The following is a 25,523-nucleotide window of genomic DNA, read 5'->3' as shown; positions in this document are numbered from 1 at the left end:
TGCTACGCCCGCAGAATGGCCACACACTTGAGTATGGCTTACTCATGCGCGGGCACGCCGAGAAACGGGATCGTCAGATCATGAGCCTGCGGGATGTGGTCAGGGTGTGCGTGGGGGATCCTGGCGCGGAGATCGCCGGGCACCACCGGGAGTCGTTGCCGTTCGCGGCGTTGTCAACGCGGGAGCTGCTGCGCTTCAGCGGCGTGACCGCAGGCGGCCGGCCGTGGTCGGTGATGTCCAAGACGATCGAGTCGATGAAGCATGCCCCGCTGTTGCGGCAGATCCCGGTGGAGGAGCGGGAGAGGGCGGTCGCGCACTACCCGTGGCGTGCCGACGCCGACCTGTATCTGGATCCGCCGCCGCTGCCGCCGGGGCTCAGGCTGCCCGAGATCTATCTGATCGAGGACCTGGGCGACGACCGGTTGCGGATCTGGATGGAGGACGTGGAGCAGGCGTCCGATGGGTGGGACCTGCCGCGATATCGCCGGGCGGCGCGGCTGCTGGCCGAGCTCGCCGCGCTCAGCCCGGCCGGGGAGGCCGACCTGGGCATGCGGTACTACCTGTCCGGTCCCGTCGAGAACGCCTGCCTGCCGGCGTTGCGCGATCCGGGGTTCTGGCGGCATCCGCTGGTCGCCTCCGCGGTCGATCCGCTGCTGCACGCCGACCTGCTGGCGCTGGCCGACCGCATCCCCGACCTGCTGGCCCTGTCGGAGCGGCTGCCGCACTTCCGCGCGCACGGCGACGCCTGCCCGCAGAACCTGCTGGTGCCGTCGGACGGGTCGGCCGAGTTCGTGGCCATCGACTGGAGCTGGCCGTACGCCACGGTGATCGGCTTCGATCTAGGGCAGTTGCTGGTCGGGCAGGCCAATGACGGCCTGGTCGATCCGGCGGAGCTGCCCGCGATCCACGAGGCGATCCTCGACTCCTATTCCGCGATATTTCCGGACAAGGAGGTCTATGAGGGCTACGTCGCCTCGCTGGTCCTGCGCAGCGCCTGGATGGCGCTGCCCCTGGACCGGCTCGGCGAGCCACCCACGCCCGAGCTCCACGAGTTCTTCCGCCGCCGCGCGGGTCTGGCGAGGTTCATCGTGGATCTCGGGCGCGGGCTCTAGCGTTTGGCCATCAGCGTCTGACGGTCAGCGTTTGGCCATCAGCGGGGCCACGGCCATGCGCACCAGCGCGAGCGCGTTGTCGTCGCCCGCGATCCGGTTGGCGCTGAGCTCGCCGCACGAGACGCACTCGTGGATGAGCATCCACTCGCCGTCGTGCCGTACCGACAGGCTCAGCGGGTGCATGCGCCCCCGGCAGGCCGCCTGGCGGTCGCCCGGCACCCGGCGGTCCAGGTGCAGGCTGGTCAGGCAGTTCGGGCAGTGGTTGCGATGTGCGGTGCCCGGCGCCTCGAACGGCACGTCCAGCCGGCAGCTGACGCACCTGAAGGTGTCGGGACCCGTACTGATCTTGCTGCGTTGCGGCCGCCGTTCGCGGTCCTTACGGCGCGGCATCACAACCTGCCCAGCGCTTCGAGCGGGAAGGGCGGGTTCGACAGCGGCCGTACGGCCATGCGCAGCAGGATGAGCTGGTTGTCGTCGTCGCGGACCGGCGAGGACGTCAGCTCTCCGCAACGCGAACAACGATGGATGATCATCCATTCGCCGCCCCGCAGCACCGCGATGGAGATGGGTGCCATGCGCGAGCGGCACTCCGAGGCGCCGCCCTGGACCCGGTCCAGGACGTGCAGGGAGTGCAGGCAGGTGGGGCAGTGATCGCGACGCCCTCCGCCGGGCGCGCCGGCCGAGACGGTCAGGCCGCAACGTTCGCAGACGAAGGTGTCGATGAGATGGGCAGACAACGCCGGAGCTCCTTGCTCTCTGAAAGAAGAAAGGGGGCAAGGAAGGCCGAGCGTGCGTTTCTCAGCTGTGGTGGAAAGGCGCGCTCGGCGCGGGCTGGGTCATAGACCATTCCTCGTTTCGGCTCCGGCAGGGACGCCGGGAGCGTAACAAGCGGGCCGAGCGCGAGGCCAACCATTATTTGCGGCGGGCCCGCCACTCCCTGACGATCTCGTCGGCGTCGAAGGGCATCAGGTTGAGCGGGGGACCGGACATCGCGGTCCTGAGCGCCTTGGAGATGCGCGCGTTGATCTCCTCGACGATCTGCCGCGCCTGGGTCTCCGAGCGGGCGCCGAGCGCCTCCTCGCGCGCCACCTCGGCGTCCTTGCGCAGCTGGAGAGTCGGGGGCAGGGGCAGCTTCAGCCCCTCGTCGCGGACCTTCTGCTTGACCCACCACAGGTCGTCGAGCGGCTCACCGGCCCCTGGCAGCGGCTTGCCCGTGCCAGGCAGGTCGTCGAACTCGCCGCGCTCGGTCGCTTCACGTATCTGCTTGTCGATCCAGCTTTCGAAAGGCATGCCCAGGGGCTTGCGGTCCGTCATGGGGTCAGCTTACAAAGTCAGGAAACTGAAGGATTCTCGGGTTATTGTGTGGCGCCTGCCGTACGCTGCGATGGCTCGTCCAGCGGAGGTTGAAGTGAAAGCAGAGACACTGGTCGGCCGCCACCTGGCGCTGTTACGCACGCGCCGCGGCCTGCGGATGGAGGAGGCCGCCACGGCCGTGGGGCTGACGCTGGCCCAGCTGTCCGCCGCCGAGCACGGCCGCCACCCGCTGGGGGAGCAGGAGGTGGGCAGGCTCCTGGCCCTGTACGGCGTGCACGATTGGCACGAGGCGCAGCACCTGCAGTCGCTGGTGCGCGGCGAACGATCGCCCGGTTGGTTCGACGAGCCGCCCATCCCGCTCTGGATGGCCGCCGCGCTCGACGCGGAGGACCGGGCCAGCCTCATCTACAGCTACGGCCCCCACTACCTGCCGTCCCTGCTGCACACCCGCGCCTACGCCGAGGCCGCGGTACGCGCCTTCCAGCATCCCGGCACGTCCCCCGAGAAGATCCGCGGCGGCGCCGATCTCATCATGAAGCGCCAGCAGGTGCTGCGCCGCGACGAGCCGCCGACCCTCTGGGTGGTGCTCGACCGCAAGACCCTGCTCGACCCGCCCCTGGCAGGCGTGGAGGCACGGCTGGCCCAGATCGACCACCTCATCGCGGCCGCCAAGGAGCCGCGCGTCACCCTGCAGATCACCCGGCCCAGCGCCGTCACCCAGTACCTCTACCAGGGCGCCCCCTTCACCCTCACCCGCTTCCCCGAGGCACAGCGCGCCGACCTGCTCACGCTGCACATGATGCACGGACCCCGGATGGTCTCCGACCGTCAGCAGGTCGAGGACTACCACGTCGCCTTCGCCCGCCTCTACATCTCCGCCCACCCGGCCGACGTCACCGTCGAGGTGCTGACCGAGATCAGGGAGCAGCTCAGTGGACAGACCTGAGGACCTGCTGTCACGGCCCAGCTCGGCACGCATCTACGACGCCGCGCTCGGCGGCAAGCAGAACCTCGGCGCCGATCGTGCCGCCCTGGCCAGCACCCGCGCGCTGAGCCCGACGACCGCGCAGGCGCTCATCGCCCACCACCAGCAGGTGCACCGGGTGGTGCGCTATCTGGCGGTCCAGGGAATCGACCAGTTCCTGCTCGTCGGCAGCGGCCTGCCCAGCGCCCTGCCGCCGCACGCGACCATCCTCCCGCTCAACCCCCTGGCCCGCGTCGTCTACGCCGACCGCGACCCGCTCGCCCTCGGCCACGCCCGCGCCCTGTTCACCTCCGACCGGGTGCGCATCGCCGACTGCGACATCAGCCACCCGGAGGACGCCCTCGGCCACCCCTTCCTCGACTGGGACCGGCCCGTCGCCGCGGCGGTGCTGTCGATGCACGAGGTCGCCCACTCCCCGGTCCCCGCCTACCGGGCCGCCCTCGCGCCGGGCAGCTTCCTGTGGCTCACGCTCTGCTCCCTGGACGGTTTCCCTCAGGAGGTGCGGGCGACGGTGCGCGACATGCGGCTCGGGCTGACCTTCAGGACCGTGCGGGAGTGCCAGGAGCTGCTCGACGGGCTGGAGCTGGTCGAACCCGGGCTGGCCTGGGTCAGCCAGTGGCGGCCCGACGGGACCGGGCCGGCGATCGTGCCCGAGCACTGCGGCTGGCTCACCGCCGTCGCGCGTTTGTGAGCCCGCGAAGCGCCGCCACCGTCACGGCCACCGCGGCGGCGCCCAGGCAGACCCTGCGCGCCAGCCGTACCGCCCGCCTGATGTCGCCCACCTCGGGCTTGCGGCCGTCGCCCAGCTCCGGACGGTGCTCGACGCGCGTGCCGTACACGTTGGTCCCGCCCAGCGTGATGCCCAGCCCGCCGGCGAAGGCGGCCTCGCAGCGGCCCGAGTTGGGGCTGGGGTGGCGGTGGCCGTCCCTGCGCAGTACGGCCAGCGCGTTGCGGCGATCGGGGGCGGCGGCGACGGTGATCAACCCCGTCAGGCGGGCGGGAAGGTAGTTGGCCACGTCGTCGGTCCTGGCGGCGGCCCAGCCGAACCGTTCGTACCTGGGGGAGCGGTGCCCGACCATGGCGTCGAGCGTGTTGATCGCGCGGTAGGCCAGCAGCCCGGGCACGCCCGCGACCGCGCCCCAGAACAGGGGGGCGACGACGGCGTCGGAGGTGTTCTCGGCGACGGACTCGATGGTCGCCCTGGCCAGCTCCGGAGCCTCCAGGTGCGAGGGGTCCCGCCCGCACAGGTGCGGCAGGCGCTCGCGGGCCGCACCGAGGTCGCCCGACTCCAGGTGGCCCGCCATGTGCTCGCCCTCACGCGCCAGCGACGTGCCGCCGAGCACCGCCCACGTCGCGGCGGCGGTCAGCAGGGTCCTGGCCACCGGCGGGGCCTTCTCCGCGGCGACCCCCAGGGCGGTGGCCGAGCCGACGAGGATCGCGACATGGGCCACGCCGTTGGCGCGCGCGTCGCCGTACAGCCTGCGCTCCAGAGCGGCGGCGGCGCGCCCGAAGAAGGCGACCGGGTGGCCGCGGCGCGGGTCGGCGAAGGCGGCGTCGAGCGCGACCCCCAGGGCCAGGCCGAGCGCTCTGGAAGAAACGGGGTGTTGCGTGACGCTGAGTGCTCTAGACGAGATGTGCACGAAGTTCATCTTCGTGTACATCCAGCCATGCGGCGGCCCGCCTGATGCGCTGGCCCGCGCCCGACGACCACATCGTGGCCCAGGCCCCGCCCCGCGCGGCCCGCTCGCGCATGACCGCGTAGGAGCGGTGGAAACGCAGGCGCGACAGCTCGATGAGGCGGCGCCGCTCGCGGGGCAGCAGGCCGTACGCGTCGCAGAACAGCCTGATGCGAGGACCGGGATCGATGTCCCGCAGGACGGCGGGCCGGTCGACGGGGTCGGCGATCGGAGCCCAGTGCCGCAGGGTGGTGACGACGTCGAACAGCCGGGTCGTGGGGCGGGCCAGGTCGAAGTCGACGAAGGCCACCGGGGTCGCGCCGCGCAGGATCACGTTGTCGGGCGTGAGGTCGCAGTGGCCGATGACCTCGGGCGGCCCGTCGTCGTTGGAGCCGCCCTCCCAGCCGTCGAACGTCAGCGGGAACGAGGCGGTCGCGTCGTGGAACTCGCGCAGCAGGACGGCCAGCCCCTTGAGCGCCTCGTCGCTCGCGGCGTCGTCGGTCAGGCCCGCCACGCCCTCGACGTAGGTGACGACCTCACGGCCGCGCGAGTCGAAGCCGAGCACGCGCGGAGCGCCGTCGAAGCCGGCGCGGTGGAGGTGGCCCAGCAGGGCGTGCACGTTGGGGGTCGACGGGCAGGCCGGTCTGCGGACGGTGTCGCCGATCCGCACCACGCCGTCCGTCACGTCTCCGCCTCGCAGCGGGATCTCGTGCACGAGCGCCGTGACCATGGCAGAAGAGCATAAAGCCATCTCAGGGACTCGCGCCTGGCGTTTTCCGCCAGACGCGAGCCGTTGTTATCTATCTTTTGCTACAGAGACCGGTTGTATGCCCTGAATGCCCGCGTGCTGGCGAATCCCAGCAGCAGCGTGAGCGCCGCGAGCAGGCCCAGGTGGAGCCAGTCGACGGTGCCCGCCATCGCCTCACGGGCGGCCACCACCGCCCAGTTCACCGGGTTGTAGGCCGCCACCGTCGCGATCCAGCCGGGCATGACCTGCTCCGCCATCATCGTCGACGACAGGAACATCAGCGGCAGCACCAGCAACTGCGTGGCGCCGATGAGCGCCTCGGTGGTCCTGGCCAGCAGCGCGATCGCGTTCGACAGGCTCGCGAACCCGGCCACCATCAGGATCGCCGCGACCAGCGCCAGCAGGACACCAGGACCGATCGTCGCGCCCATCAGCCACGCGGTGACCAGGACGATGCACGCCTGGACCACGTAGACGATCGCGTTGTGGAGGATCGAGCCGGTGATCAGCGCGCCGCGCCTGACCGGGGTGGTCAGGACGCGGTCCATGATGCCGCGCTCCATGTCGTCGACGAACGCCGCCCCGCTCCAGCCGCTGCTGAACAGGGCCGTCATGATGAGGACCCCGGGGAGGAGGAAGTCGAGGTAGTCGCCGGCGCCGAAGCCGGGCAGCTCGACGATGCGGCGGAAGAGCTGGCCGAAGAGCAGGAGCCAGATCATCGGCTGGATGAGGGTGATGACGACGAACATCGGCTGGCGCAGGAGGGCACGCAACCCCCTGGTCATGAAATATCCGGCGTGACGCACGAACTGCCCTCGCACCATCGGCTCGGGCCGTGCAGTGATCGTGCTCATGCCGCCACCTCCTCGAAGACGCGGCCCGCGTGGCGCAGATACACGTCGTCCAGCGACGGCCTGGCGACCGTCACCGAGAGCACCGCCACCCCGGCCGCGTCGAGCGCCGCCAGCACGGCGGGCACGGCAGCGGCCCCGTCGTCCGCCCTGGCCCGCAGCGACCTGCCCGCCGCGGTGATCTCCGTCGTCAGCCGCTCCAGCGCCCGCTGAGCCCGCATCGCGTCGCCGGCCTCGGCCAGCTCTACCTGTACGGCATCGCCGCGCAGCTCGCTCTTGAGCCCCTCCGGGGTGCCCAGCGCCACCACCCGGCCCCGGTCGACGATCGCCAGCGTGCTGGCCAGCTTGTCGGCCTCCTCCAGGTAGTGCGTGGTGAGCAGGATCGTCAGCCCCTCGTCACGCGAGAGCGCCGCGATCTCCGTCCACATCGCCGCCCGCGCCTCCGGGTCCAGCCCGGTCGTCGGCTCGTCGAGGAAGAGCACCTTCGGGCGATGGATCAGCCCCATCGCCACGTCGAGCTTGCGCTGCATGCCGCCGGAGTAGGTCCTGGTCAGCCGGTCGGCCGCCGCCTTGAGATCGAAGCGCTCCAGCAGCTCGTCCGCCCGCCGCCTCAGGTCACGCGGGCGCATGCCGTACAGCCCGCCGTGCAGGACCAGGTTCTCCCTGCCGGTCGCCCACGGGTCGACGCTGATCTTCTGCGAGACGCAGCCGATCGCCAGCCGTACCCGGCCCGGGTTCCTCGTCACGTCGTGCCCCACCACGTGCGCCGTGCCCGAGTCGGGCGCGGTCAGGGTGGTGAGGATCTTGATGGTCGTCGACTTGCCCGCCCCGTTGGGGCCAAGCAGGCCGAACACGGTGCCCTCGGGCACCTCGATGGTCAGGCCGTCAAGCGCACGCTGCTTCCCGTACGTCTTGACCAGCCCCCGTGCCGCAATCGCCGGCATGGTCGCCCTTCCTGGTGTCAGGGCGTGGAGAGCTATCCTGAGGTTGCCCGAGGGTTTCGCCTCCACGCGGAACCTTCCGCCCCGGCACCGGTGCTGCAACACCGGCGCCGGGGCTCTTCTTTCGTGTGTGTCAGGGTGTTTCGCCCGACTCCCGATGCCACTCCCGCCAGAGCTCCAGCCCCTCCAGCGTGCCGTCGCGCAACTGCCCGACCAGCTCACGCAGCCAGGCCAGCTCCGCCCGGCGCAGCGTGATCACGTACTCCATCTCGATCAGGAGCAGCCTGGCCAGCCCGTCCTTGAGCGCCGACTCGTACATCGCCTCCTGCCCCTGGACCTGCTGGGTCAGCCGCATCAGCCGCTCCTCCAGGAGCCGCAGCACGATCTCCGGCTCCAGCACCCCGATCAGCGACAGCCCGGCCTCGAAGTCGGTGAACTCCTGAGCGGGCGTCGCGATGAGGGAACTCAGCCAGTCGATCATCTCGACGCGCCCCGCCTCGGTGATCTCGTAGATCGTCCGCTCGGGCCTCCTGCCCTCGCGGACCACCTCCTTCACCCTGACCAGCCCCCGCTTGTCGAGGCTCTGCATGACGGAGTAGAGGGTGCCGTAGTTGAGCTTGATGCTCTCTTCCTTGTGGCGCTCCCGCATGGTGGTGGCCAGCTCGTACGGATGCATCGGACCTTCGAACAGCAGGGCCAGTACGGCCAGGGCGAGGGGGTTGCTCCTGGATCGCATGGGCGCCTCCTGGTCGAATACTCGACTTCGAGTATGTACGGAGACGCGATACATCGCAAGATGGATGGGTAATCGAGTTCGTGGCTAGGTGTGGGATCATGCACAATGATGCGTGGGCGCCCTTAGCTCAGCTGGATAGAGCATCGGACTTCTAATCCGACGGTCGCAGGTTCGAATCCTGCAGGGCGCGCTTTTGTGTGAGCACTGGGAATCCCACTGGCCTGCTGCTTCGTGGTCGAGTGGGGATTTCGTGCATCCGGCCGTCTACGGCTGGCAATGATCGTTTTCGAGTGCCTTCGCCCAATGTCCGCCCGCAGTTGGGGAGTCAGGAACGGCTGCGGTGACTCTGGAGAAGTCGGTCAGCAACGCTATGCAGCGGATGTTGTGACAGACCGGTCGCTGCCGGTCGGGTGGCGCGGTGGCGGTCTGGTTGCGGGGTCGGGTCGCCGGCATGCGGCCAGGTGCCTTTCTCGTGCGGACGGGTGAGATGGGGATCTCGGCGCCTGTGCTCGCTCGCCGAGAACGTACGAGCGGAGCGGGAAGGCGGTCATGCCTGGCAGTAGGGTCAGGAGATGCCGCGCTTTGAGATCACCACAGCTGTTGCGGCGCCTCCTCAGCGCGTTTTCGCCGTCTCGCTGGAAGTCGAGGTTCACACAGCCTCAATGGCCGGCTCCGGCGAGCGGGCCATCGATGGTGTCACTTCGGGTCGGTTGAGGTTGGGTGACACCGTCACCTGGCAGGCCAGGCACTTCGGCCTGCGCTGGCGCATGACCTCTGTCATCAGCGCCTACGATCCGCCCGGCTACTTCGTCGATGAGCAGATGTCCGGTCCGTTCAAACGGTGGCACCACGCACACCACTTCGAGCCGGACGGGAAGGGCGGCACAGTGATGCGAGATTGCGTCGAGTTCGCCGCACCGCTCGGGCCGCTCGGGGCTATCGCTGAGCGTGCTGTGCTCAACTGGTATATGCCCCGGCTCCTCCGGGTGCGGAACGAGCACGTCAAGGCCGCCGCTGAGGCCACATGATCATTGAACGGCGGATCGGAATTGCCGAGGTGGTGCGTTGCGCGCTTGGCAGTCCCGGCTGTCGGCGGGTCCGCCGACAGGTCTGTCTCAGGGGTGGCGGCAGTCGGCGGCGGAGCAGGCGGAGGGATCGCTGGACAGCACCTGCTGGAATGCCGGGATGCAGTCGCTACGGATCCAGGCGTGACCTGGCTCCACCATGGACAGGCTTGAACCAACAGAGGGGAACCGGTGGCGTGGGTCGGATCTACGCTGGGATGGATATGAACCGGGAGGAACCATGAAATTCATGGATGTCCACCATGGCATGACCGGCATCACCGCGGACCAGCTCAAGCAGGCCCACGACGCCGACCTGGCCATCCAAGGGGAAGAGCAGGTCACTTTCGAGCAGGCGTGGGCCGACCCGGACTCCGGGCTCGTCTACTGCCTGTCGGAGGCGCCGGACGCCGACGCCGTCCAGCGCATCCACCAGCGTGCGGGGCACCCGGCCGACGAGATCCACCCCGTGCCGCTGACCATCTGACTGCTCGGACATTCTCCCCGCCGGTGTGAAAGGGGACGAAGAGCATGATCGAGATCAAGAACATCGACAAGCCGGACGAACGCCGTGACTTTCCGCGCGGCCACCTCGATGTGCTGGGGCTGAGTGGTCTCAGCTTCGGCGTCATCACGCTGGAACCGGGGTGGAAGTGGTCCGAGTCGGTCGGGCCGATCGCCGGCACCGAGCTGTGCGAGGTCCACCACAACGGGTTCGTCGTCCAGGGGCGCATCCACCTGCGCATGCGTGACGGCACCGAGTCGGAAGTGGGGCCCGGCGACGTGTTCGTCTGCCCGCCCGGGCACGACGCCTGGGTGGTGGGCGACGAGCAGGCCGTGGCTTACGACTTCGCCGGCGGCGCCGACGAGTACGCCAAGGCCCCGTCGGGCTGAGGCGGCCTTCCGTTGTACGGCGGAGCCGTCCGCTCCGCCGTACGGGCACGGGGGGGTGATCGCGAAGGCGGCAGGCCCGCGGTGGAACGCCCATCCAACGGGGGCCGGCCTTACGCGGGGGTGTGGGTGGCCGAGGCGGTTCTAGGTGTTGTACTGACCGCAGGGGTTGAGCCGCCATGGCCCGAGGCAACAGGTCGGCATCGCACCGGGAGCTGGACGCCCTGGGGGAGAGCCGCGCTGGTGCCTGCCAGGCGATCAACGATGTGCGTGCAGCGTGGCCAGAGCCTGGGTGATGTCTGCCGTCCGAAGACCTCGCAGCCTGGGAAGGGGAAGAGCCCGCTTCGTCAGCTGCGCAAAGGCGAGGGCCCGGATCGTGTTCCGATCCGGGCCCTCGTTTCGTTCATGCGCCGAATGTCAGCCGGTGACGGGGACGGAGGTCTTCACCGGCGTGGGGGTCGGGGCGGGCTTGGGGGTCTCGTCCGTCTCCGGCACGTCCTCGCTCCAGTCGACCCAGGTGTTGGTCACCGTGGTGCCCTTGCCGCCGGTGTGGGTCACCGTCGGCGTGGGGGTCGGGGTGTGGGTCGGAGTCGGGGTGTACGTGGGAGTGGGCGTCTGGGTGGGGGTGGTGGTGGGGGTCGAAGTCGGGGTGTGGCTCGGCTTCGGGGTGTGCGTGCAGCCGCAGGTCGGCGAGGTGGTGGGGGTGTGCGTCTGCGTGGGCGTCGACGTGGGAGTCGGTTCGTTCCCGCACTTCACCCAGAACGTCTTGTGCTTGGGCGCGCCGTTGCTGCCGACGAAGTCCCAGTACAGCTTGTAGTGCCCGCTGGGGAGGATCATGTCGGCGGTACGGCCGTGCCCGTTGACGAGGGTGAGGCTTCCGCTCTTCGCCAGAGTGCCGTCACCGGTGGGCGGGTGGGACTTGATCTCCCAGTCGACCGCCTGGAGCTTGTCGAAGCCCGACCCGACCAGGTAGAACACGCACACCTGCGGTTCATCGCGGGGGTCATCCTCAGGAGTGGTCGACTCGTGGACCTTGACGGTGCCGTTGTCGCCGGGCGGGGTCCCCAGGGCCGCTCCGGCGGAGGGGCTGGTGGAGACGACGAGCGCCGCGAGCGCCCCCGCCGCGAGCATGAGGGTCGCCGTGAGCCGACGACTGAAGGAAGAGAGTCTTGGGGGTGTCACGACCGCACCTCGGGGAGTAAGAGAGCTGAGTCTCATGGGACTCATCTATGCAAGAATGACGCATCCGTTGACCCACACCACTGAAACGTTCCAAACCGTTATACAGCTGGGCCAAACGGTTAGGCATTCGTGTCGTTTGTGACGTACAACCCTGGAGCCGATCGTGCCCCTCGCTGCCCCCCGCCGACTGATCGGCGCCGCGCTCGTCGCCGCCAGCCTCGTCGCCTCGACACCCGCCGGTGTCGCGGCCGCGCCTGTCACGAGTGCCGCCACCACGGAGGCGGTCGCCAAGCTGCCCCAGGCGACGACCTTCACGACACTGAGCGGGCTCCCCGCCGACACCGATCTGTACGGCAAGCTGAGCGGCTTCGTCGTCCACCCGGTGCGCACGGTCTACGTCTACGCGCAGCCGGGCGGCGCCAAGCCTGTGGCCACTCTGCCGGCGAAGCAGCTCGGCAGCCAGACCTGGGTGCCGGTGATGGAGTCGCGCAAGGGCTGGTACCGGGTGCTCCTGCCCAGCAAGCCGAACCACCTGACCGGCTGGATCAAGTCCAAGGGACTGAAGACCGCCCGCAGCAGCCACCGGGCGATCGTGACGCTCAGCACCAAGCAGCTGATCGTGATGAAGGGCAAGAAGAAGCTCGGCACCTGGCCGGTCGCGATCGGCGGGCCCGAGACGCCGACCCCCACGGGCCGTACCTTCATGCTGGCGCTGATGTCGCCGAAGAAGAAGACGTACAGCCCGCTGATCCTGCCGCTGGGCACCCACTCGCCGACGCTCGACACGTTCGGCGGCGGGCCCGGCACGGTGGCCTTCCACGGGTGGCCGGACAAGAAGGTGTTCGGCAAGGCGGTCACGCACGGGTGCATCCGGGTGCCCGCGAGCGCGCTGAAGGTGCTGGCGAAGATGCCGCTGGGGTCTCCGGTCCTGGTGGCTCCCTGAGAACGGTTGCCTGGGGTGACGTGACACCGCACAATCGTCCGGAGTGAAACGCTGTTTCCCTCCGGAGGTGGGTCGTGCGGTGCGCGGTCATCGGGTGCGGGCATGTGGGGCTTGAGCTCGCTCGGCTTCTGACGGGTGCCGGGCACGTCGTCGTGGGGACGACCACGACTCCTGGACGGGTGGCCGAGCTGGCCGCGGTGTGTGCCGAGGTGGTGGTGCTGCGCGGCAGCGACCGCGCCGCCGTCGCGCGGGCCGTGGAGGGGGCCGACGCGGTGGTGCTGACGGTCGGTCCGCGGCTGGCCCGCGCCGTCGACGCCGCGGCGAGGGAGGCGGAGTACACCGACACGCTGGTGACGACAGCCCGTACGGCGGCGGCGGTGCATGACAGGGTGGTGTTCGCCAGCTCGGGGTCGGTGTACGGCAGCGGCGTATCGAAGGACGCCGCGCCCAGCGACGGGGGCGGGCGGGCGGCTCCCGGCGACCTCGTTGATGCCGACGACGGTGACGGGTCTTCCACGGGCGCTGGTGCCGACGGTTACGAGTCTTCCACGGGCGCTGGTGCCGACGGTGATGGGCATTCCACGGGCGCTGGTGCCGTACTCGACGAGAGCTCACCCACGACCGACAGCCCCGACCCCTCGCCGCGCTCCTACCTCGCCGCCGAGCGAGCGGTCCTGTCCGCCCCCGGCGGCGCCGTCGTGCGCATCCCTGACGTCCATGGGCACCCAGCGGACCTCGACTACCCGGCCCGGGTGCGTTTCGCGCACAGCCACCTGGGCGGCGCCGTGCCATTCGCGGCCGATGCGCTGCTGTACCGCATCGACTATCGCGACGCCGCTGCGGCGCTCGCGTTCGTGGTGACGGAGGGGCTGACGGGCGTCTACAACGCCTACCCGGACGCGGAGACCCCGCCCACCAACGCCGAAGCGTTCGCCGCCATCTGCGACGCCGAGGGGCTGCCCCGGCTCACCTATCGCAGCCAGATCCGCCTCCCGGTGGTGCCGGTCTCATCGGCCAGACTCCGCGCCGCCGGGTTCCGGTTCGGCGAAGACACGCGCTGAAGCCGCAGAGCCTGGCAGCGCCGTCAGACCCGCCGATGCCGATGCCGCCGATGCCGTTCAAGCCGACGCCGATTCCGGTCGTTGGGCGAGGGATCGGCCCACCAGCCGCCCGAACGCCATCGCCGGTGTGAGGCACATCCCCGAGCAGAACGCGTTCCCGTTGACGGCCGCCGACCCGATGACCTCGCCCACCGCGTACAGCCCGGGAATGACCTGCCCGTCCTCCCGTCGCACCCGCAGCCGCGAGTCCACGTCGACCCCCGCGAAGGTGATCAGCGTGACCGGCCGGTTCTCGACGGCGTAGAACGGCGCCTCGCCGATCACCGCGGGCAGGTGGGTGCGCCCGAAATCCTCGTCCACGCCGTCCCTCACCCCCGCGTTGTACCGCCGCACCTGCTCAGCCAGCCCGGGGCCCGAGATTCCGGCGAGGGACGCCAGCTCCTCCAGCGTCCCGGCCCGATGCACCCCGCGACGCCGCCCGCACGCGGCGTGCAGTTCCTGCGGCGACCACCCGTGCACCATCGGGGGCGACTCCCGCAGTGCCCGAGCGTCGAAGATCATCCAGAACGTCATCCGCTCCACCTTCATGAGCGCCCGTTCCTTGCGGTCGATGCTCGGTTCGTCCTCGGCGATCCAGCGTCGGCCGTGCCGATCGACGTAGATCTCCCACGGCGGGCGTTCCTGCGCCACCAGGTGGGGCCGGTGTATCCAGTCGATGCGTGGATCGTCGTCGGACTCCGGTGGGAGGCCGCCGAAGGTCGGCAGGTAGCGCCCCACGCCCTGGACTCCTGCGCCGATCCGCCTGGCCATGAGGAGTCCGGAGCCGGTGGAGGTGGGTGCGGCGGAGGTGGTGAGTGGTGCGCCCTCCAGCTCGGCGAAGAGCTCGGCGTTGAACCCGAACCCGCCGGTCGCCAGCACCACGGCCGCCGCCTCCCACCGCCGACCATCCTCGGTGATCACACCCGTGACGACGCCGCCGAGGGGGCCGACTAAGGAGTCCCCGGTCGAGTCGCCCGTCGGGCCGCTGGTCGGGCGGCCGGTCAAGCCGCCGGTCGAGTCGCCCGTCCGGCCGCCCGTCGGGTCGCCGATCGAGCTGCCGTCCGCGCCTCCACCCGGGCCTCCACCCGAGCCGCCCTCGACCAGCAGCTCCGCGACCGCCGTACCGCACACCACCCGCACCCGCCCCCGCGCCACGTGCGGTTCGAGCAGCCGCCGCAGTGCCGCCAGCACCGCGGGCCCGCCGGGTGTCTCGGTCGCGTGCACGGTGCGGGGCGTCGTGTACGGCTCATGCCCGTACACGATGCGCGGCGTGCCGGGATCGGTGACGAACCCGCCCCCGGCCAGCCACTCCAGCACCGCCGGCTGCTCGGCCAGCGACAACCGCGTCAGGTCCTCGCGCCCGGTTCCCCGGCTGATCCGCACGATGTCCGCGTAGTGCCGCTCCGGGTCGTCCTCGATGCCGCGCTCACGCTGCCCGGAGAAGCCGCCCGCCGACAGGTGCCCGCCGGAGTACGGCAGTGCCCCGCCGATGTCGGGGGCCTGCTCCAGCACCAGCACCCGCGCACCCGCCTCGGCCGCGGCGATGGCACACGCCAGCCCTCCGGGCCCGGCCCCGACCACGATCACATCCCACCGCATCCTCACCCTTGATGGATACAGCGTTTCCTAAAGCGTGACAACAGCGGGAACCGGACTCACCCGGCGCTGCAGGAGACCGTCGGCCAGGTCCAGTTGCCGTTGTGCTGGATCGTCACCCCCCAGTTGTTGCCGCTCCCGTTGGGCCGGGCCGTCAGCACCTGGGCGCTGGGATAGCTGGCACTGATGTTCCACGAGGCGATGATCTTCGCGGGGGAGGGCACGTTCATGGTCACGGTCCAGGTGCTGGAGCCGCTGACCGACACGTTGAGGTTGTAGCGGTCGCTCCACTGCTGCCCGCCGGAGAGCGTCGCCGTACACCCACCGCCGCCACCGCCGCCCCCTCCTCCGCCGCCGCCACCGGACCCGCCCACGGTGATGTTGGAGTTGCCGCTGCTCTGGTAGCCCTCCGTAGCCATGATCATGTAGTCATGGCCGCCCAGGCTCATGCCGTTCCTGGCCCACGCGTCGAAGTGGTTGCCCGAGGTGATCGTCCCGCCGGTGCGCTTGGACTGGCGCACGCTCCAGTACTGGTTGAACGTCCGGTTGCCCTCGATGGAGGGGGCGTTGTAGCGGGTCGTCTGGTAGATGTCGTAGGTCCCGCCGTCGCTGGTCACCGTGCCCTTGTAGGTCCCGGTAGGCCGATAGGTGCCCCAGTTGTCGACGATGTAGTACTCCACGAGCGGATTGCGCGTCCACCCGTAGAGCGTCAGGTAGGCGTTGCCCGACGGGTTGAAGCTGCCCGAGTAGTTCACGGTACGGCGACCGCCGGTGCTCCAGCCTTTCCCGGCGACGAAGTTGCCGGTGTTGCTCCACGAGGTGCGGTAGTTGCCTCCCGTGGAGAGGGTCATGGAGATGGTGCCCGGGCTGTCGGTCCAGAAGGAGTAGAAATAGCCGTTGTCGTTGCCGGTCTGGTTGGAGGTGATGGTCGTGTCGGCGTGGGCGCCGCTGGGGAGAGTGATCGCGGCCAGGACGAGCGCCATGACGCAGGCGCCGCGGACCAGTCGCCGGATCCAGGGGATGTCGTTCAAGGGCGGCTACCTTCCCGTGAGGACGGAAACTATCGGTAGAGTCATGAAACTATCGACACATTGTCAATCGCACCTTCACCACGGCCCGGTACGGCACTCCGAACCACCAGGTAGAAGATGACGAGCAGCCCACCATCGCCCCTGAAACTTTCGAAACACCGCGACTTCCGCCTGTTATGGGCGGGGCAGACGACGAGCGCGCTCGGCAGCGAGGTGTCCACCCTCGCCATCCCGCTGATCGCGGGCCTGTTGCTCAACGCCTCCCCGATGGAGCTCGGCCTGCTGACGGCAGCCCGGAAGGCGCCGGTGCTGTTCGCGTCGCTGCCCGCCGGAGCGCTCGCCGACCGGTGGCGCAAACGGCCGATCATGATCTGGAGCCTGACCCTCTCGGGCCTGATCATGCTGACCCTGCCCCTGGCCGCGATGGCCGGCGCTCTCACGATCGGTCACCTCTGGGCCGTCGCCCTGCTCGCCGGGATCTGCGAGGTGTTCTACTCCCCGGCCTACCAGACCTACCCGCTGCTCATCCTCGGGCCCGAACGGATCATGCAGGGCAACGCCAGACTCACGACGACGATCACCGTCTCAGGCATGTCGGGCCCGGCCCTGAGCGGCGTGCTGATCGCCCTGCTCGGCCCCGCCAAGGCGGTGCTCGTCGACGCGGCCTCGTTCCTGGCCGCGGCGGCGACGATGGCCTTCATCCGCACCCCGGAGCCGAAACCGCAGCCCCGTGACCGCTCGGGACTGCGCCGCGAGATCGCCGAGGGACTTCGGTACGTCGTCCGCCACCCGGTGATCGGCCCGCTGCTGTTCGGGATGGCGACGATCAGCTTCTGCCTGGCGGGGACGAGCGCGCTGGAGATCACCTACCTGGCGCGCGAGCTGGGCTGGTCGAGCCAGGCGCTCGGCCTGGTCCTCGGCGTCGGCATGCTGGGCGGCCTGGCCGGCGGCATGCTCGCCGAACCTCTCACCAGCCGGTACGGCACGGCGCGGGTGCTGATCGGGGCGGCGCTCGCGTACCCGCTCTTCGTGTCGCCCATCGGCCTGATCGGACCCGGCCTGGCCGGTCAGATCGTGATGGGGGTGTCGTGGGGGTTGCTGCTGGTGGCGGCGATCGTCTTCCAGAGCGTGCAGAAGAGCCTGCGGCAACTGCTGACCCCGGCCGAGATGCAAGGACGGCTGGCGGCCTCGGCCCGGTGGATCACCTGGGGCGCCACCCCGCTGGGGGCGTTGCTGGCGGGCGCGCTGGCCACCTGGGCGGGGATGCGGGGGGCGTTGCTCGTGTTCGCGGCGGGGCTGTTCGCGGGGCCGGTGGTGATGTGGCGGATCAGAACGGCGATAGCCGTCGCCGTGGCTCCGAGGGCGCCCACCAGCACCCTCGACGGCGTCGCCGACCGTGAGAGCCGCTGAATCCAGGGCCACGTGATCACGCTACCTTGGCAGCGTGAAGGGTGCACTGCTGGTCGCCGGGACGACATCGGACGCGGGCAAGAGCGTGGTCACGGCGGGCATCTGCCGCTGGCTGGCGCGCCAGGGCGTGCGGGTGGCGCCGTTCAAGGCGCAGAACATGTCGCTCAACTCGTTCGTGACGGCCGACGGCGCGGAGATCGGCCGGGCGCAGGCGATGCAGGCGCAGGCGGCCGGGCTGGAGCCGGTGGCCGACATGAACCCGATCCTGCTGAAGCCGGGCAGCGACCGGCGCAGCCAGGTGGTGCTGATGGGCAGGCCGGTGGCCGACGTCGACGCGCTGGAGTACGGCGCGTTCCGCGACCGGCTGCGACGGGCGGCGCTGGAGTCGCTCGACCGGCTGCGTGCCGCCTACGACGTGGTGATCTGCGAGGGGGCGGGCAGCCCGGCGGAGATCAACCTGCGGGCGGGCGACATCGCGAACATGGGCCTGGCCCGCGCGGCGGATCTGCCGGTGGTGGTCGTGGGCGACATCGACCGCGGCGGGGTGTTCGCCGCGTTCTACGGGACGGTCGCGCTGCTGGACGAGGCGGATCAGGCGCACATCGCGGGGTTCGTCGTCAACAAGTTCCGGGGAGCGGTGGAGCTCCTGCGGCCCGGCCTCGACACGATCGAGCAGCTGACCGGCCGCGCCGTCTACGGGGTGCTGCCCTGGCTCGACGGCCTGTGGCTGGACGTCGAGGACTCCCTGGCGCTCGACAGCCGCCAGGTCCAGGCCCGAGAGCCGTATGGCAGGCAGACCCTGAGGGTGGCGGTGGTGCGGCTGCCGCGCATCTCCAACTTCACCGATCTCGACGCCCTGGCCTGCGAGCCGGGCGTGGTGGTGCGCTTCGTCACCTCGCCGGCCGAGCTCGACGACGCCGACCTGGTGGTGCTGCCTGGCTCGCGGGCCACGGTCGACGATCTGGCGTGGTTGCGCGAGCGGGGCCTGGCCGACGCCCTGGCCGCCAGGAAGGGCCCGCTGCTGGGGATCTGCGGCGGTTTCCAGATGCTGAGCCACGAGATCGCGGACGAGGTGGAGTCGAAGGCGGGTGTCGTCCCCGGGCTCGGCCTGCTGCCCGCCGCGGTGGCCTTCCGCCCCGACAAGACGCTCGCCCGCCCGGAAGGTTCGTGGCGCGGCCATGAGGTGAAGGCCTACGAGATCCACCACGGCGTCGTCACGGTGTCGGGCGGCGAGCCGTTCCTCGACGGGTGCCGGGAGGGCGACGTGTTCGGCACGACGTGGCACGGGGCGCTGGAGAACGACGCGTTCAGGCGCGCCTTCCTGCGGGAGGTGGCCGTGCTGGCGGGCCGCGACTTCACCGCCGATCCCGGCACCTGCTTCGCCGACCTGCGCGAGGAGCGTCTCGACGCCCTCGGCGACCTCGTCGAGCGGCACCTCGACACCGGCGCCCTGCTGAGGCTCATCGAGAAGGGCACAGGACCGGTGCCGACGCTCCCGCCGGCCGGAAGGCTCGGAGCCTGACGACAGCCGGCCCGAAAACCGATGGCTCGCCCGCCGCCCCGGCGTTAGCCTCGCACCCATGCCGTACGAGCACCCCCTGGCCTACGTCCTCGGTGTGGAGGGCCTGGCCCTGCTCCGTGCCTTCACCGGCGAGCACGACGCCCGCTTCGTGGAGGAGCGCCTGGCCGAGATCAGGAAGCTTTTCGACAACGACGACCTGCGCCCGGTCGACGTCGCCACGATCGACACTCTCGAGGGCTACCGCGTCTGGTCGCAGACCTACGACGGGCCCAACACGGCGTTCGACTCCGACCAGCCGCGCATCGACGCGATCCTCGACACCCTGCCCCCGGGCGACGCCCTCGACGCCGCCTGCGGCACCGGCCGCCTGGCGGCCAGGCTCGTGGGGCGGGGCCACCGGGTGACGGGCGTCGACAGCTCCCAGGAGATGCTCGACAGGGCGCGGCGGCGGGTCCCCGAGGGCGCCTTCCTGGAGGGCGACCTGACCCGGCTGCCGCTGCCCGACGGCTGCGTCGACCTGGTCACCTGCTCGCTGGCGCTGACGCACGTGCGCGACCTGGGCCCGGTGTTCGCCGAGTTCGGCCGGGTGCTGCGGCCGGGCGGGCACCTGGTGATCTCCGACATGCACCCCGAGAGCATCCTGCGCGGCCACATCCCCTTGCTGCGGCTGCCGGACGGCCGCCCGGCCCGGGTGGCCAGCCACCGCCACCTCATCGGCGACTACATCAGGGCGGGCCTGGCCGCGGGCCTCCAGGTACGGCGGTGCGAGGAGCCCGGTTCGCCCAGCTACGCGGAGATGGGCCCGGCGCCCGAGCCGGCGACGGAGCCGGGGCCGTGGGAGGTCTGGCCGTGGAGCCTGACCGATCTCGTGCCCGTCGCGGCCCGCGCGGCGAGCGCGGACATCCCGTACCTGGTCGTCTGGCAGTTCGAGCGCGCCTAGGACCCGGCCCGCCTGGCGGTTCGCGAGCCGCCTAGGGCCCGACCCGCCTGGCGGTTCGCGAGCCCCCTAGGGCCCGACCCGCTTGGTGGAGGTGATCCACTCGTCGATCGCCTCCCACTGGTCGTAGAGCCAGGAGATGCGGTCCTCCTTCGGCACCTCGTCGGCGGGCACCCGCCACCACTTGGCGGTGATCTGCGCCCGCACGGGCAGCTGGCGCCAGACGTCGCCGATGGTGATGAGGTGGTCGAGCCCGGTGTGCGCCACGAAGATCACGTCGGCGGCCGGGCAGGCCTCGATGGCGGCGATGGCCCCGCCGGGGCGCGGCGGCAGCAGGTGGTCGAGGTTGTCGGCGCGCTTGGCCTCGGCGGACAGGCCGCGCTCCTCCAGGCGCTGGACGGCGGCGCGTTTGCGGCGCGGGGTGAAGTTGCCGCCCTCGGGGAAGATCACCAGGGCGTCGTCGGCGTCCATGCCCGCGGCCAGGCGGCGGATCTCGGCCAGGATGCCGCTCTCGCTCACCTTGCGCGGCACGAAGGCGTTGGGCAGGCGGTTGATCAGCACGTCGAGCGAGGGATCGAACTGCAGGGCGGCCTTCATCACGATGCGCGGCTGCCTGCCGTACCTGGCGAGCAGGTGATGGACGAGCAGGAAGGAGTCGCCGGGGCCGGCATGCCTGGCCAGCACGATCACGGGGCGGGTGAGCCTGGCGGCCTGCTCGTCGGAGGTCAGGACGGGCTCCTCCACGGTGACGCTGAGCTGGAAGATCACCACGGCCGCGCCGTACACCTTGCCCAGGAACCAGCGGATGAGCCCGTAGTGGCGTTCCTGGAACTCGTCGCGGCGCAACCGCCCGCCCAGGCCGCTGGCCACCCACAGCCCCAGGCAGGCGGCCAGCACGCCGCATTCCAGGACCAGCCAGGCCACCCCGAACCACAGGAAGCGGGCGCCGCGACGCTGCGGGGGCGGCAGCCGTAACGACACCGCGGTGATCACGACGAGCCACAGCGGCAGTGTGAGGATCACGGCCACGGTGAGCACCAGGACCAGCGGGGCGAGGATCAGGCGCCGCAGGATGCGGGGAGGGAGCACCCTTTCATACTGCGCTTGTCCGGAGATATCGGGAAGAAGCCGTGTAGGCCTGATCGATCCACGCCGAGATCCTCGACAGGTCCCGGTAGCGGAAGGGCGAGGTCGGAGCCGTCGACCCGGTCGGCAGGACGTGCACCTCGACATCGTCGGGAAGCGACTCCATCTCCTCCCCGAACCGGTGCCGCCGCGCGATCTCGAACGCCACCAGCCCGACCTCCCACGGGCGGCGCGGCGCCCGCAGCGGATGCTCGACGCGCCCGACGTGCAGCACGAAGATCCGCCGGGCCCCGAGTTGTACGGCACGGCCGACCGGGATGCTGTGCACCAGCCCCCCGTCGAAGAAGTGCTGCCCGTCGAGGCGCACCGGCGGCAGCAGCCCCGGCACCGCGCACGAGGCCAGCACCGAGTCGACCAGGGGCCCCGAGGTGAACCAGTGCGCCCTGGCCCTCTCGACGGAGGCGGCCACGCACTGGAAGGGCACGGGCAGCTCCTCGATGGTCTGGAAGGGCACCACGGAGGTGAGCACGGAGCGCAGGGGGCCGATGGGATGCAGATGGGTGCCGGTGCGGGCCAGGGTCGAGAGCCGTGTCAGGAAATTTCCGGCGAAGGCGGTGCGCACCACGTCCGACAACCACAACGAGGTCAGCTGCTTGACCGCATCGCCGCCACAGGCCACCAGGGCGCCGTTCAGCGCCCCGATCGAGGTGCCCAGCACCAGGTCGGGCCGGATGCCCGCCTCCTCCAGCGCACGCAACATCCCGACCTCGTGCGCGCCCAGCACGCCGCCGCCACCGAGAACGAAAGCCGTCTCCACCCGTCTATCATCGGGGTATGGGCAGACTGCTGGTGGTGCTGTTCGTCATCGCGGTGATCGCCGTGGTGGTGATCGGCATCATGCTGGCCGCTCAGCGCCGCGCCCCCAAGCAGGAAGACCCGCGCGAGATCCTCAAGCGCCGCTACGCCGCCGGTGAGATCGACGAGGACGAATACCTCCGCCGCATGTCAGGCCTCGACCAAGACTGGTGAGCCACATCGGCCGCGGCCGCGGCCAGCACGCCCGGCAGGGGAGCGCTGGGCTGCTCGACCAGCCACTCGGGAGTGCGGCGCATCTCCCACGTGCCGAACGGCGTGCCGCACTTCCGGAGCCGGGCCCTGGCCTGCGCGGCCGGGGCCCGGATGCTCGGGCGGCCGTCTAGGGGATGAGCAGCAGCTTGCCGGTGGTTCGGCGGGCGGCCAGGTCCTCGTGCGCCCTGGACGCCTCGGACAGCGGGTAGCGCTCGGAGACGTTGATCTTCAGCTCGCCCTTGGCGACCCAGTCGAAGACCTCGCGTGCCCGCCACAGCAGTTCCTCGCGATCGGCGATGTAGTGCACGAGGGAGGGGCGGGTCAGGAAGATCGAGCCCTGGCGGTTGAGCTGCTGCGGGTCCAGGGGCGGCACGGGGCCGCTGGCTCCGCCGTACAGGACCATGAGGCCGCGCGGCCGGACGGCGACCAGGCTGCCGTCGAAGGTGGAGGCGCCGACGCCGTCGTAGACGACGTCCATGCTGTCGCGCAGGGTGTCGGCGAAGGAGTCGTAGGTGTGCACCTCGTCGGCGCCCGCCGCGCGGGCCAGCTCGGCCTTGGCCTCGCTGGAGACGGTCGTGTGCACGGTCGCGCCGTGCAGCTTGGACAGCTGGATGAGCAGCTGGCCCATTCCGCCCGCGCCCGCGTGCACGAGAACCTGTTCGCCCGCCTTGACCTCGTGAGCCGAGCGGACCAGGAAGTGCGCGGTCATGCCCTGGAGCAGCGCGGCGGCGGCCAGGTCGGGCGCCAGGCCGTCGGGCACCGGCACCAGCCGGTCGGCGGCGACGACGGCCTTCTCCGCGTAGCTGCCCAGGATGTTGACCCAGCCGACGGTGTCGCCGACGGAGACGCCGGTGACGCCTTCGCCGACCGCCGAGACGGTGCCCGCGCCCTCCGAGCCGATCGGGCTGGGCACCTGCACCGGGTAGACGCCCGAGCGGTGGTAGATGTCGATGAAGTTGACGCCGCTGGCGGCGACGTCGACCACCACCTGCCCGGGCCCCGGCGTGGGGTCGGGGTGTTCGGCGTATTCAAGGACCTCGGGACCGCCCTGGGCGGAGATGACTATCGCTCGCATGAAGCGATTAAACCCGGTGCAGAACCCCGGACTCGAGGGCGACCCACAGATCGTCCGTGAGGCCGTGGGGCTCGGTGCCCGGCAGGTCGTACTCGGTGATCTCGCCGTCAGGCGTGATGCGCCCCAGCCGGTGCACGCCCCACTCGGTGAACCACAACGCCCCGTCGCGGCCCGTCACGATGGCGTGCGGCCTGGCGCCCCGGTCGGGCAGCGGGAACTCGGTGATCGTGCCGTCCGCGGCGATCCTGCCGATCTGGCCGGCGCCGATCTCGACGAACCACATCGCGCCGTCGGGGCCGGCCGTGATGCCCACCGGCATGCCGCCCTCGGTGGGCAGCGGGAAGCGCGTGACCTGCCCGGAGGCGATCCTGGCGATCGCGTTGCCCTGGTTGAGCGTCACCCACAGGGCGCCGCCTGAACCCGCGGCGATCGCCGAGGGCATGCCCTCGACCTCGTAGGACTCGCCGCCGAGACGGGAGACCCTGTCGGCCTGCACCTGGGTGAACCACAACCCGCCGTCGGGGGCGAAGCAGATCCCGTACGGCGAGCCGGCCTCGAAGAAGCTCACCTCGTCGTGGACGATCCTGCCGATGCGGTCGCCCGTGAAGTCGGCGAACCACATGGCCCCGTCGGGACCGGCGACGATCACCGTGGGCTGCCCACCGACCTCGAACGTGTCGATCACGCCGTCGGTCAGGCGCCCGACCCTGCCTTCCTTCGCCATCGTGAACCACAACGCCCCGCCGGGCCCGTGGGCCACACCGTAAGGAGAACCGTCGACCCGCATCAGACAGCCACCGTCCTTCCCTCGAATCGTTCGCGCAGCGCCCGGTCGTGGGTGACCACCACCAGCGCTCCCTCGTAGTCGCGCAGCGCCTGCTCCAGCTCCTCCACCAGGGCCGGCGACAGGTGGTTGGTGGGCTCGTCGAGCAGCAGCAGATCGTGCTCGCCCGCGAGCACCCGGGCCAGCGCCAGGCGCCTGCGCTGGCCTTCGGACAGCGCGCCCGTCCTTACCTCCAGCGTCTCAGGGTGGAACAGGCCGGTCGCCAGCAGCTCCTCGCGGTCGCCGCCGTAGGCCTGGAGCAGGGTGTGGGCGGGGTCGAAGCTCTCCTCCTGGCGCAGGTAGCCGGCCCGGCCGCAGGACTGTTCGTACATCCGGTCCAGGAGCGTGGTCTTGCCGGAGCCGTTGGGTCCGGTGACGAGCAGCCGCTCGCCGCGCCCGGAGGTGGTGAAGCCGCCCCTGAAGCGGAGGGGCTCGGGCGGCCTGGGCACCGGATGCTCCTCCAGGCGCCGCACCCGCTCGGCGGCCTGGCGCACCCGCGAGGAGATGGAGCTCTGCACCCGCCCGGCGTTGCGGTCGTAGGCCATCTTGTTGTTGTCCTTCATGGTCCTCCCCGCGGCCACCCGATGGGCGGTGGTCGTGGCGTGCTCCTTCAGCGAGGCGATCTCCGCCAGCCATTCGCCGTACGCCTGCTCCCATCGGGCGCGGGCGGCGGCCTTGGCCCGGGTGAAGGAGGTGTAGTCGCCTCCGAAGCGGGTGACGCCGCCGTCGGCGACCTCGATGATCACGGTGGCGACCCGGTCGAGGAAGAGCCGGTCGTGCGAGACCACCACGACGGTGCCGCGATGGCCGCGCAGCCGCTCCTCCAGCCACGTCAGCGCCGCCTCGTCGAGGTGGTTGGTGGGCTCGTCGAGCAGCATCACCTCGGGGGAGGCGGCCAGCAGGCAGGCGAGGGCCAGGCGGGCCTGCTCGCCTCCCGACAGGGTGTTCAGGGGGCGGTCGCGCTCGATGCCGGACAGGCCCAGGCCGTGCATGGACCTGTCGACCCGCGCGTCGGCCTCGTAGCCGTCACGCGCCTCGAAGGCGGTCAGCAGCTCGCCGTAGGTCTCCATGTCCTGCTCCTCGGCGGCCCGCAGCATGCGCCGCTCCAGCTCGCGCAGCTCGGCCAACGCCTGGTCGACGGCGTCCTGGACGGTGCTCGCGCGGAGGGTCTGCTCCAGATGCGCCGCCTGGCCGGTGAGGAGCACCTCGCCCTCGTCGGGCTGCTCGCTTCCGCTCAGGATGCGCAGGAGCGTGGACTTGCCGCTGCCGTTCTCGCCGACGATGCCTGCGCGCTCGCCGGGCTTGATGGACAGGGTGACCTGGTCGAGGACGAGGCGGTCGCCGTACGACTTGGTGATCCCGCGAAGGGTGAGCTGGGTGGTCAGGTGGAACTCCAATCGCAACTTGTGTAGCTTTAACGTAGCTCAGTACT

Annotated in this window: 28 protein-coding genes and 1 tRNA gene; 13 read left to right on the top strand and 16 right to left on the bottom strand. The window is 70.7% G+C overall.

Annotated features, from left to right (window positions below):
* Positions 1-80 precede the first annotated feature (80 nt).
* On the top strand, positions 81-1,112 hold the full coding sequence (locus tag HNR30_RS24360; RefSeq protein WP_181612353.1) for a phosphotransferase: 1,032 nt from the start codon (positions 81-83) through the stop codon (positions 1,110-1,112).
* 24 nt (positions 1,113-1,136) lie between these two features.
* Here HNR30_RS24360 and HNR30_RS24355 read toward each other — a convergent pair whose 3' ends face one another.
* The 3 genes from HNR30_RS24355 to HNR30_RS24345 form a co-directional block, all read right to left on the bottom strand.
* On the bottom strand, positions 1,137-1,502 hold the full coding sequence (locus HNR30_RS24355) for an RNHCP domain-containing protein (RefSeq protein WP_181612352.1): 366 nt from the start codon (positions 1,500-1,502) through the stop codon (positions 1,137-1,139).
* Positions 1,502-1,849, bottom strand: coding sequence for an RNHCP domain-containing protein (locus tag HNR30_RS24350; protein WP_181612351.1), 348 nt, complete (start codon positions 1,847-1,849; stop codon positions 1,502-1,504). Before HNR30_RS24350 ends, HNR30_RS24355 begins: the two co-directional genes overlap by 1 nt.
* Before the next feature lie 175 nt (positions 1,850-2,024).
* A complete protein-coding gene (locus HNR30_RS24345; protein ID WP_181612350.1) occupies positions 2,025-2,426 on the bottom strand; it encodes a DnaJ family domain-containing protein in 402 nt (133 codons plus the stop codon).
* Positions 2,427-2,520: 94 nt separating this feature from the next.
* On the opposite strand from HNR30_RS24345, the gene HNR30_RS24340 reads away from it, so the two are divergent.
* Positions 2,521-3,372: a helix-turn-helix domain-containing protein gene (locus HNR30_RS24340; RefSeq protein ID WP_181612349.1), complete on the top strand. Its 852-nt coding sequence runs from the start codon at positions 2,521-2,523 to the stop codon at positions 3,370-3,372.
* On the top strand, positions 3,359-4,102 hold the full coding sequence (locus tag HNR30_RS24335; protein ID WP_181612348.1) for an SAM-dependent methyltransferase: 744 nt from the start codon (positions 3,359-3,361) through the stop codon (positions 4,100-4,102). The genes HNR30_RS24340 and HNR30_RS24335 overlap by 14 nt, the downstream gene beginning before the upstream one ends.
* Here HNR30_RS24335 and HNR30_RS24330 read toward each other — a convergent pair.
* From HNR30_RS24330 to HNR30_RS24310, 5 genes are all read right to left on the bottom strand, one after another.
* The gene (locus tag HNR30_RS24330; RefSeq protein ID WP_181613024.1) at positions 4,080-5,060 is read right to left on the bottom strand and encodes a cobalamin biosynthesis protein; all 981 of its coding nucleotides are present in this window, start codon (positions 5,058-5,060) and stop codon (positions 4,080-4,082) included. The two genes, HNR30_RS24335 and HNR30_RS24330, sit on opposite strands and share 23 nt — an antisense overlap.
* Positions 5,035-5,817: a phosphotransferase gene (locus tag HNR30_RS24325; RefSeq protein WP_181612347.1), complete on the bottom strand. Its 783-nt coding sequence runs from the start codon at positions 5,815-5,817 to the stop codon at positions 5,035-5,037. Before HNR30_RS24325 ends, HNR30_RS24330 begins: the two co-directional genes overlap by 26 nt.
* Positions 5,818-5,897: 80 nt before the next feature.
* A complete protein-coding gene (locus HNR30_RS24320) occupies positions 5,898-6,689 on the bottom strand; it encodes an ABC transporter permease (protein ID WP_181612346.1) in 792 nt (263 codons plus the stop codon).
* On the bottom strand, positions 6,686-7,630 hold the full coding sequence (locus HNR30_RS24315; RefSeq protein WP_181612345.1) for an ATP-binding cassette domain-containing protein: 945 nt from the start codon (positions 7,628-7,630) through the stop codon (positions 6,686-6,688). Before HNR30_RS24315 ends, HNR30_RS24320 begins: the two co-directional genes overlap by 4 nt.
* 130 nt (positions 7,631-7,760) lie before the next feature.
* On the bottom strand, positions 7,761-8,363 hold the full coding sequence (locus HNR30_RS24310; protein ID WP_181612344.1) for a PadR family transcriptional regulator: 603 nt from the start codon (positions 8,361-8,363) through the stop codon (positions 7,761-7,763).
* A 116-nt stretch (positions 8,364-8,479) separates the two neighbouring features.
* On the opposite strand from HNR30_RS24310, the gene HNR30_RS24305 reads away from it, so the two are divergent.
* From HNR30_RS24305 to HNR30_RS24290, 4 genes are all read left to right on the top strand, one after another.
* Positions 8,480-8,553: transfer RNA gene (locus tag HNR30_RS24305), tRNA-Arg, on the top strand.
* A gap of 382 nt (positions 8,554-8,935) precedes the next feature.
* Positions 8,936-9,391, top strand: coding sequence for an SRPBCC family protein (locus tag HNR30_RS24300; RefSeq protein WP_181612343.1), 456 nt, complete (start codon positions 8,936-8,938; stop codon positions 9,389-9,391).
* 286 nt (positions 9,392-9,677) lie between these two features.
* Positions 9,678-9,914, top strand: a complete 237-nt coding sequence (locus HNR30_RS24295) for an SCO4226 family nickel-binding protein (protein ID WP_246379138.1) — start codon at positions 9,678-9,680, stop codon at positions 9,912-9,914.
* 44 nt (positions 9,915-9,958) lie between these two features.
* The gene (locus HNR30_RS24290) at positions 9,959-10,321 is read left to right on the top strand and encodes a cupin domain-containing protein (protein WP_181612341.1); all 363 of its coding nucleotides are present in this window, start codon (positions 9,959-9,961) and stop codon (positions 10,319-10,321) included.
* A 414-nt stretch (positions 10,322-10,735) separates the two neighbouring features.
* On the opposite strand, the gene HNR30_RS24285 is transcribed toward HNR30_RS24290, so the two are convergent.
* Positions 10,736-11,500 carry an APAP(6x)LPVTG-CTERM sorting domain-containing protein gene (locus HNR30_RS24285; protein ID WP_181612340.1) on the bottom strand — a complete coding sequence of 255 codons (765 nt, stop codon included), beginning with the start codon at positions 11,498-11,500 and terminating at the stop codon, positions 10,736-10,738.
* A 163-nt stretch (positions 11,501-11,663) separates the two neighbouring features.
* Here HNR30_RS24285 and HNR30_RS50265 point away from each other — a divergent pair, with 163 nt between their 5' ends.
* Together HNR30_RS50265 and HNR30_RS24275 are read left to right on the top strand one after the other, a co-directional pair.
* Entirely contained in the window at positions 11,664-12,443 is a 780-nt protein-coding gene (locus HNR30_RS50265; RefSeq protein WP_181612339.1) for a protein-sorting L,D-transpeptidase LdtCP, read from the top strand.
* Positions 12,444-12,517: 74 nt separating this feature from the next.
* Positions 12,518-13,504 (top strand): NAD-dependent epimerase/dehydratase family protein, encoded by a 987-nt coding sequence (locus HNR30_RS24275; protein WP_220133966.1) that lies wholly within the window; start codon positions 12,518-12,520, stop codon positions 13,502-13,504.
* A 57-nt stretch (positions 13,505-13,561) separates the two neighbouring features.
* On the opposite strand, the gene HNR30_RS24270 is transcribed toward HNR30_RS24275, so the two are convergent.
* Together HNR30_RS24270 and xynA are read right to left on the bottom strand one after the other, a co-directional pair.
* Positions 13,562-15,142: an FAD-dependent oxidoreductase gene (locus HNR30_RS24270; protein ID WP_246379254.1), complete on the bottom strand. Its 1,581-nt coding sequence runs from the start codon at positions 15,140-15,142 to the stop codon at positions 13,562-13,564.
* A gap of 56 nt (positions 15,143-15,198) precedes the next feature.
* Positions 15,199-16,122 (bottom strand): endo-1,4-beta-xylanase XynA, encoded by a 924-nt coding sequence (xynA, locus tag HNR30_RS24265; protein WP_181613023.1) that lies wholly within the window; start codon positions 16,120-16,122, stop codon positions 15,199-15,201.
* Between the two features lie 165 nt (positions 16,123-16,287).
* On the opposite strand from xynA, the gene HNR30_RS24260 reads away from it, so the two are divergent.
* From HNR30_RS24260 to HNR30_RS24250, 3 genes are read left to right on the top strand one after another with little or no spacing between them, the layout of a single operon-like run.
* Positions 16,288-17,580, top strand: a complete 1,293-nt coding sequence (locus tag HNR30_RS24260; RefSeq protein ID WP_181612336.1) for an MFS transporter — start codon at positions 16,288-16,290, stop codon at positions 17,578-17,580.
* 34 nt (positions 17,581-17,614) lie between these two features.
* A complete protein-coding gene (locus tag HNR30_RS24255; RefSeq protein WP_181612335.1) occupies positions 17,615-19,102 on the top strand; it encodes a cobyric acid synthase in 1,488 nt (495 codons plus the stop codon).
* 58 nt (positions 19,103-19,160) lie between these two features.
* Positions 19,161-20,042, top strand: coding sequence for a class I SAM-dependent methyltransferase (locus HNR30_RS24250; protein WP_181612334.1), 882 nt, complete (start codon positions 19,161-19,163; stop codon positions 20,040-20,042).
* Positions 20,043-20,108: 66 nt separating this feature from the next.
* Here HNR30_RS24250 and HNR30_RS24245 read toward each other — a convergent pair whose 3' ends face one another.
* On the bottom strand, positions 20,109-21,128 hold the full coding sequence (locus tag HNR30_RS24245; protein WP_181612333.1) for a 1-acyl-sn-glycerol-3-phosphate acyltransferase: 1,020 nt from the start codon (positions 21,126-21,128) through the stop codon (positions 20,109-20,111).
* 4 nt (positions 21,129-21,132) lie between these two features.
* Positions 21,133-21,942, bottom strand: a complete 810-nt coding sequence (locus tag HNR30_RS24240; protein WP_181612332.1) for a patatin-like phospholipase family protein — start codon at positions 21,940-21,942, stop codon at positions 21,133-21,135.
* 17 nt (positions 21,943-21,959) lie between these two features.
* Here HNR30_RS24240 and HNR30_RS24235 point away from each other — a divergent pair, with 17 nt between their 5' ends.
* Entirely contained in the window at positions 21,960-22,154 is a 195-nt protein-coding gene (locus HNR30_RS24235; RefSeq protein ID WP_181612331.1) for an SHOCT domain-containing protein, read from the top strand.
* A gap of 166 nt (positions 22,155-22,320) precedes the next feature.
* Here the strand turns inward: HNR30_RS24235 and HNR30_RS24230 are convergent, their stop codons facing one another.
* The 3 genes from HNR30_RS24230 to HNR30_RS24220 are packed head-to-tail and all read right to left on the bottom strand — an operon-like array spanning position 22,321 to position 25,494.
* Positions 22,321-23,268, bottom strand: a complete 948-nt coding sequence (locus tag HNR30_RS24230) for a quinone oxidoreductase family protein (RefSeq protein WP_181612330.1) — start codon at positions 23,266-23,268, stop codon at positions 22,321-22,323.
* A gap of 7 nt (positions 23,269-23,275) precedes the next feature.
* Complete coding sequence (locus tag HNR30_RS24225; protein WP_181612329.1) at positions 23,276-24,055, bottom strand: Vgb family protein; 780 nt, start codon at positions 24,053-24,055, stop codon at positions 23,276-23,278.
* A complete protein-coding gene (locus tag HNR30_RS24220) occupies positions 24,055-25,494 on the bottom strand; it encodes an ABC-F family ATP-binding cassette domain-containing protein (RefSeq protein ID WP_220133964.1) in 1,440 nt (479 codons plus the stop codon). The genes HNR30_RS24225 and HNR30_RS24220 overlap by 1 nt, the downstream gene beginning before the upstream one ends.
* Positions 25,495-25,523: the final 29 nt, after the last annotated feature.

The organism is Nonomuraea soli (genome assembly GCF_013761175.1).
Taxonomy (GTDB): Bacteria; Actinomycetota; Actinomycetes; order Streptosporangiales; family Streptosporangiaceae; genus Nonomuraea; species Nonomuraea soli.
Note: the sequence above shows the minus strand (reverse complement) of the source record. Positions and strands in the feature narration are given on the sequence as shown.

Excerpts from the sequence above, each read along its gene's own strand:
- HNR30_RS24270 (WP_246379254.1), bottom strand. The coding sequence starts at position 15,142 with ATGCGGTGGGATGTGATCGTGGTCGGGGCCGGGCCCGGAGGGCTGGCG.
- HNR30_RS24320 (WP_181612346.1), bottom strand. The coding sequence starts at position 6,689 with ATGAGCACGATCACTGCACGGCCCGAGCCGATGGTGCGAGGGCAGTTC.
- HNR30_RS24330 (WP_181613024.1), bottom strand. The coding sequence starts at position 5,060 with ATGAACTTCGTGCACATCTCGTCTAGAGCACTCAGCGTCACGCAACAC.
- HNR30_RS24325 (WP_181612347.1), bottom strand. The coding sequence starts at position 5,817 with ATGGTCACGGCGCTCGTGCACGAGATCCCGCTGCGAGGCGGAGACGTG.
- HNR30_RS24310 (WP_181612344.1), bottom strand. The coding sequence starts at position 8,363 with ATGCGATCCAGGAGCAACCCCCTCGCCCTGGCCGTACTGGCCCTGCTG.
- HNR30_RS24260 (WP_181612336.1), top strand. The coding sequence starts at position 16,288 with ATGACGAGCAGCCCACCATCGCCCCTGAAACTTTCGAAACACCGCGAC.
- HNR30_RS24235 (WP_181612331.1), top strand. The coding sequence starts at position 21,960 with ATGGGCAGACTGCTGGTGGTGCTGTTCGTCATCGCGGTGATCGCCGTG.
- HNR30_RS24300 (WP_181612343.1), top strand. The coding sequence starts at position 8,936 with ATGCCGCGCTTTGAGATCACCACAGCTGTTGCGGCGCCTCCTCAGCGC.
- HNR30_RS24290 (WP_181612341.1), top strand. The coding sequence starts at position 9,959 with ATGATCGAGATCAAGAACATCGACAAGCCGGACGAACGCCGTGACTTT.
- HNR30_RS24225 (WP_181612329.1), bottom strand. The coding sequence starts at position 24,055 with ATGCGGGTCGACGGTTCTCCTTACGGTGTGGCCCACGGGCCCGGCGGG.
- HNR30_RS24345 (WP_181612350.1), bottom strand. The coding sequence starts at position 2,426 with ATGACGGACCGCAAGCCCCTGGGCATGCCTTTCGAAAGCTGGATCGAC.
- HNR30_RS24295 (WP_246379138.1), top strand. The coding sequence starts at position 9,678 with ATGGATGTCCACCATGGCATGACCGGCATCACCGCGGACCAGCTCAAG.
- xynA (WP_181613023.1), bottom strand. The coding sequence starts at position 16,122 with ATGGCGCTCGTCCTGGCCGCGATCACTCTCCCCAGCGGCGCCCACGCC.
- HNR30_RS24360 (WP_181612353.1), top strand. The coding sequence starts at position 81 with ATGAGCCTGCGGGATGTGGTCAGGGTGTGCGTGGGGGATCCTGGCGCG.
- HNR30_RS24315 (WP_181612345.1), bottom strand. The coding sequence starts at position 7,630 with ATGCCGGCGATTGCGGCACGGGGGCTGGTCAAGACGTACGGGAAGCAG.
- HNR30_RS24250 (WP_181612334.1), top strand. The coding sequence starts at position 19,161 with ATGCCGTACGAGCACCCCCTGGCCTACGTCCTCGGTGTGGAGGGCCTG.
- HNR30_RS24355 (WP_181612352.1), bottom strand. The coding sequence starts at position 1,502 with ATGCCGCGCCGTAAGGACCGCGAACGGCGGCCGCAACGCAGCAAGATC.
- HNR30_RS24230 (WP_181612330.1), bottom strand. The coding sequence starts at position 23,268 with ATGCGAGCGATAGTCATCTCCGCCCAGGGCGGTCCCGAGGTCCTTGAA.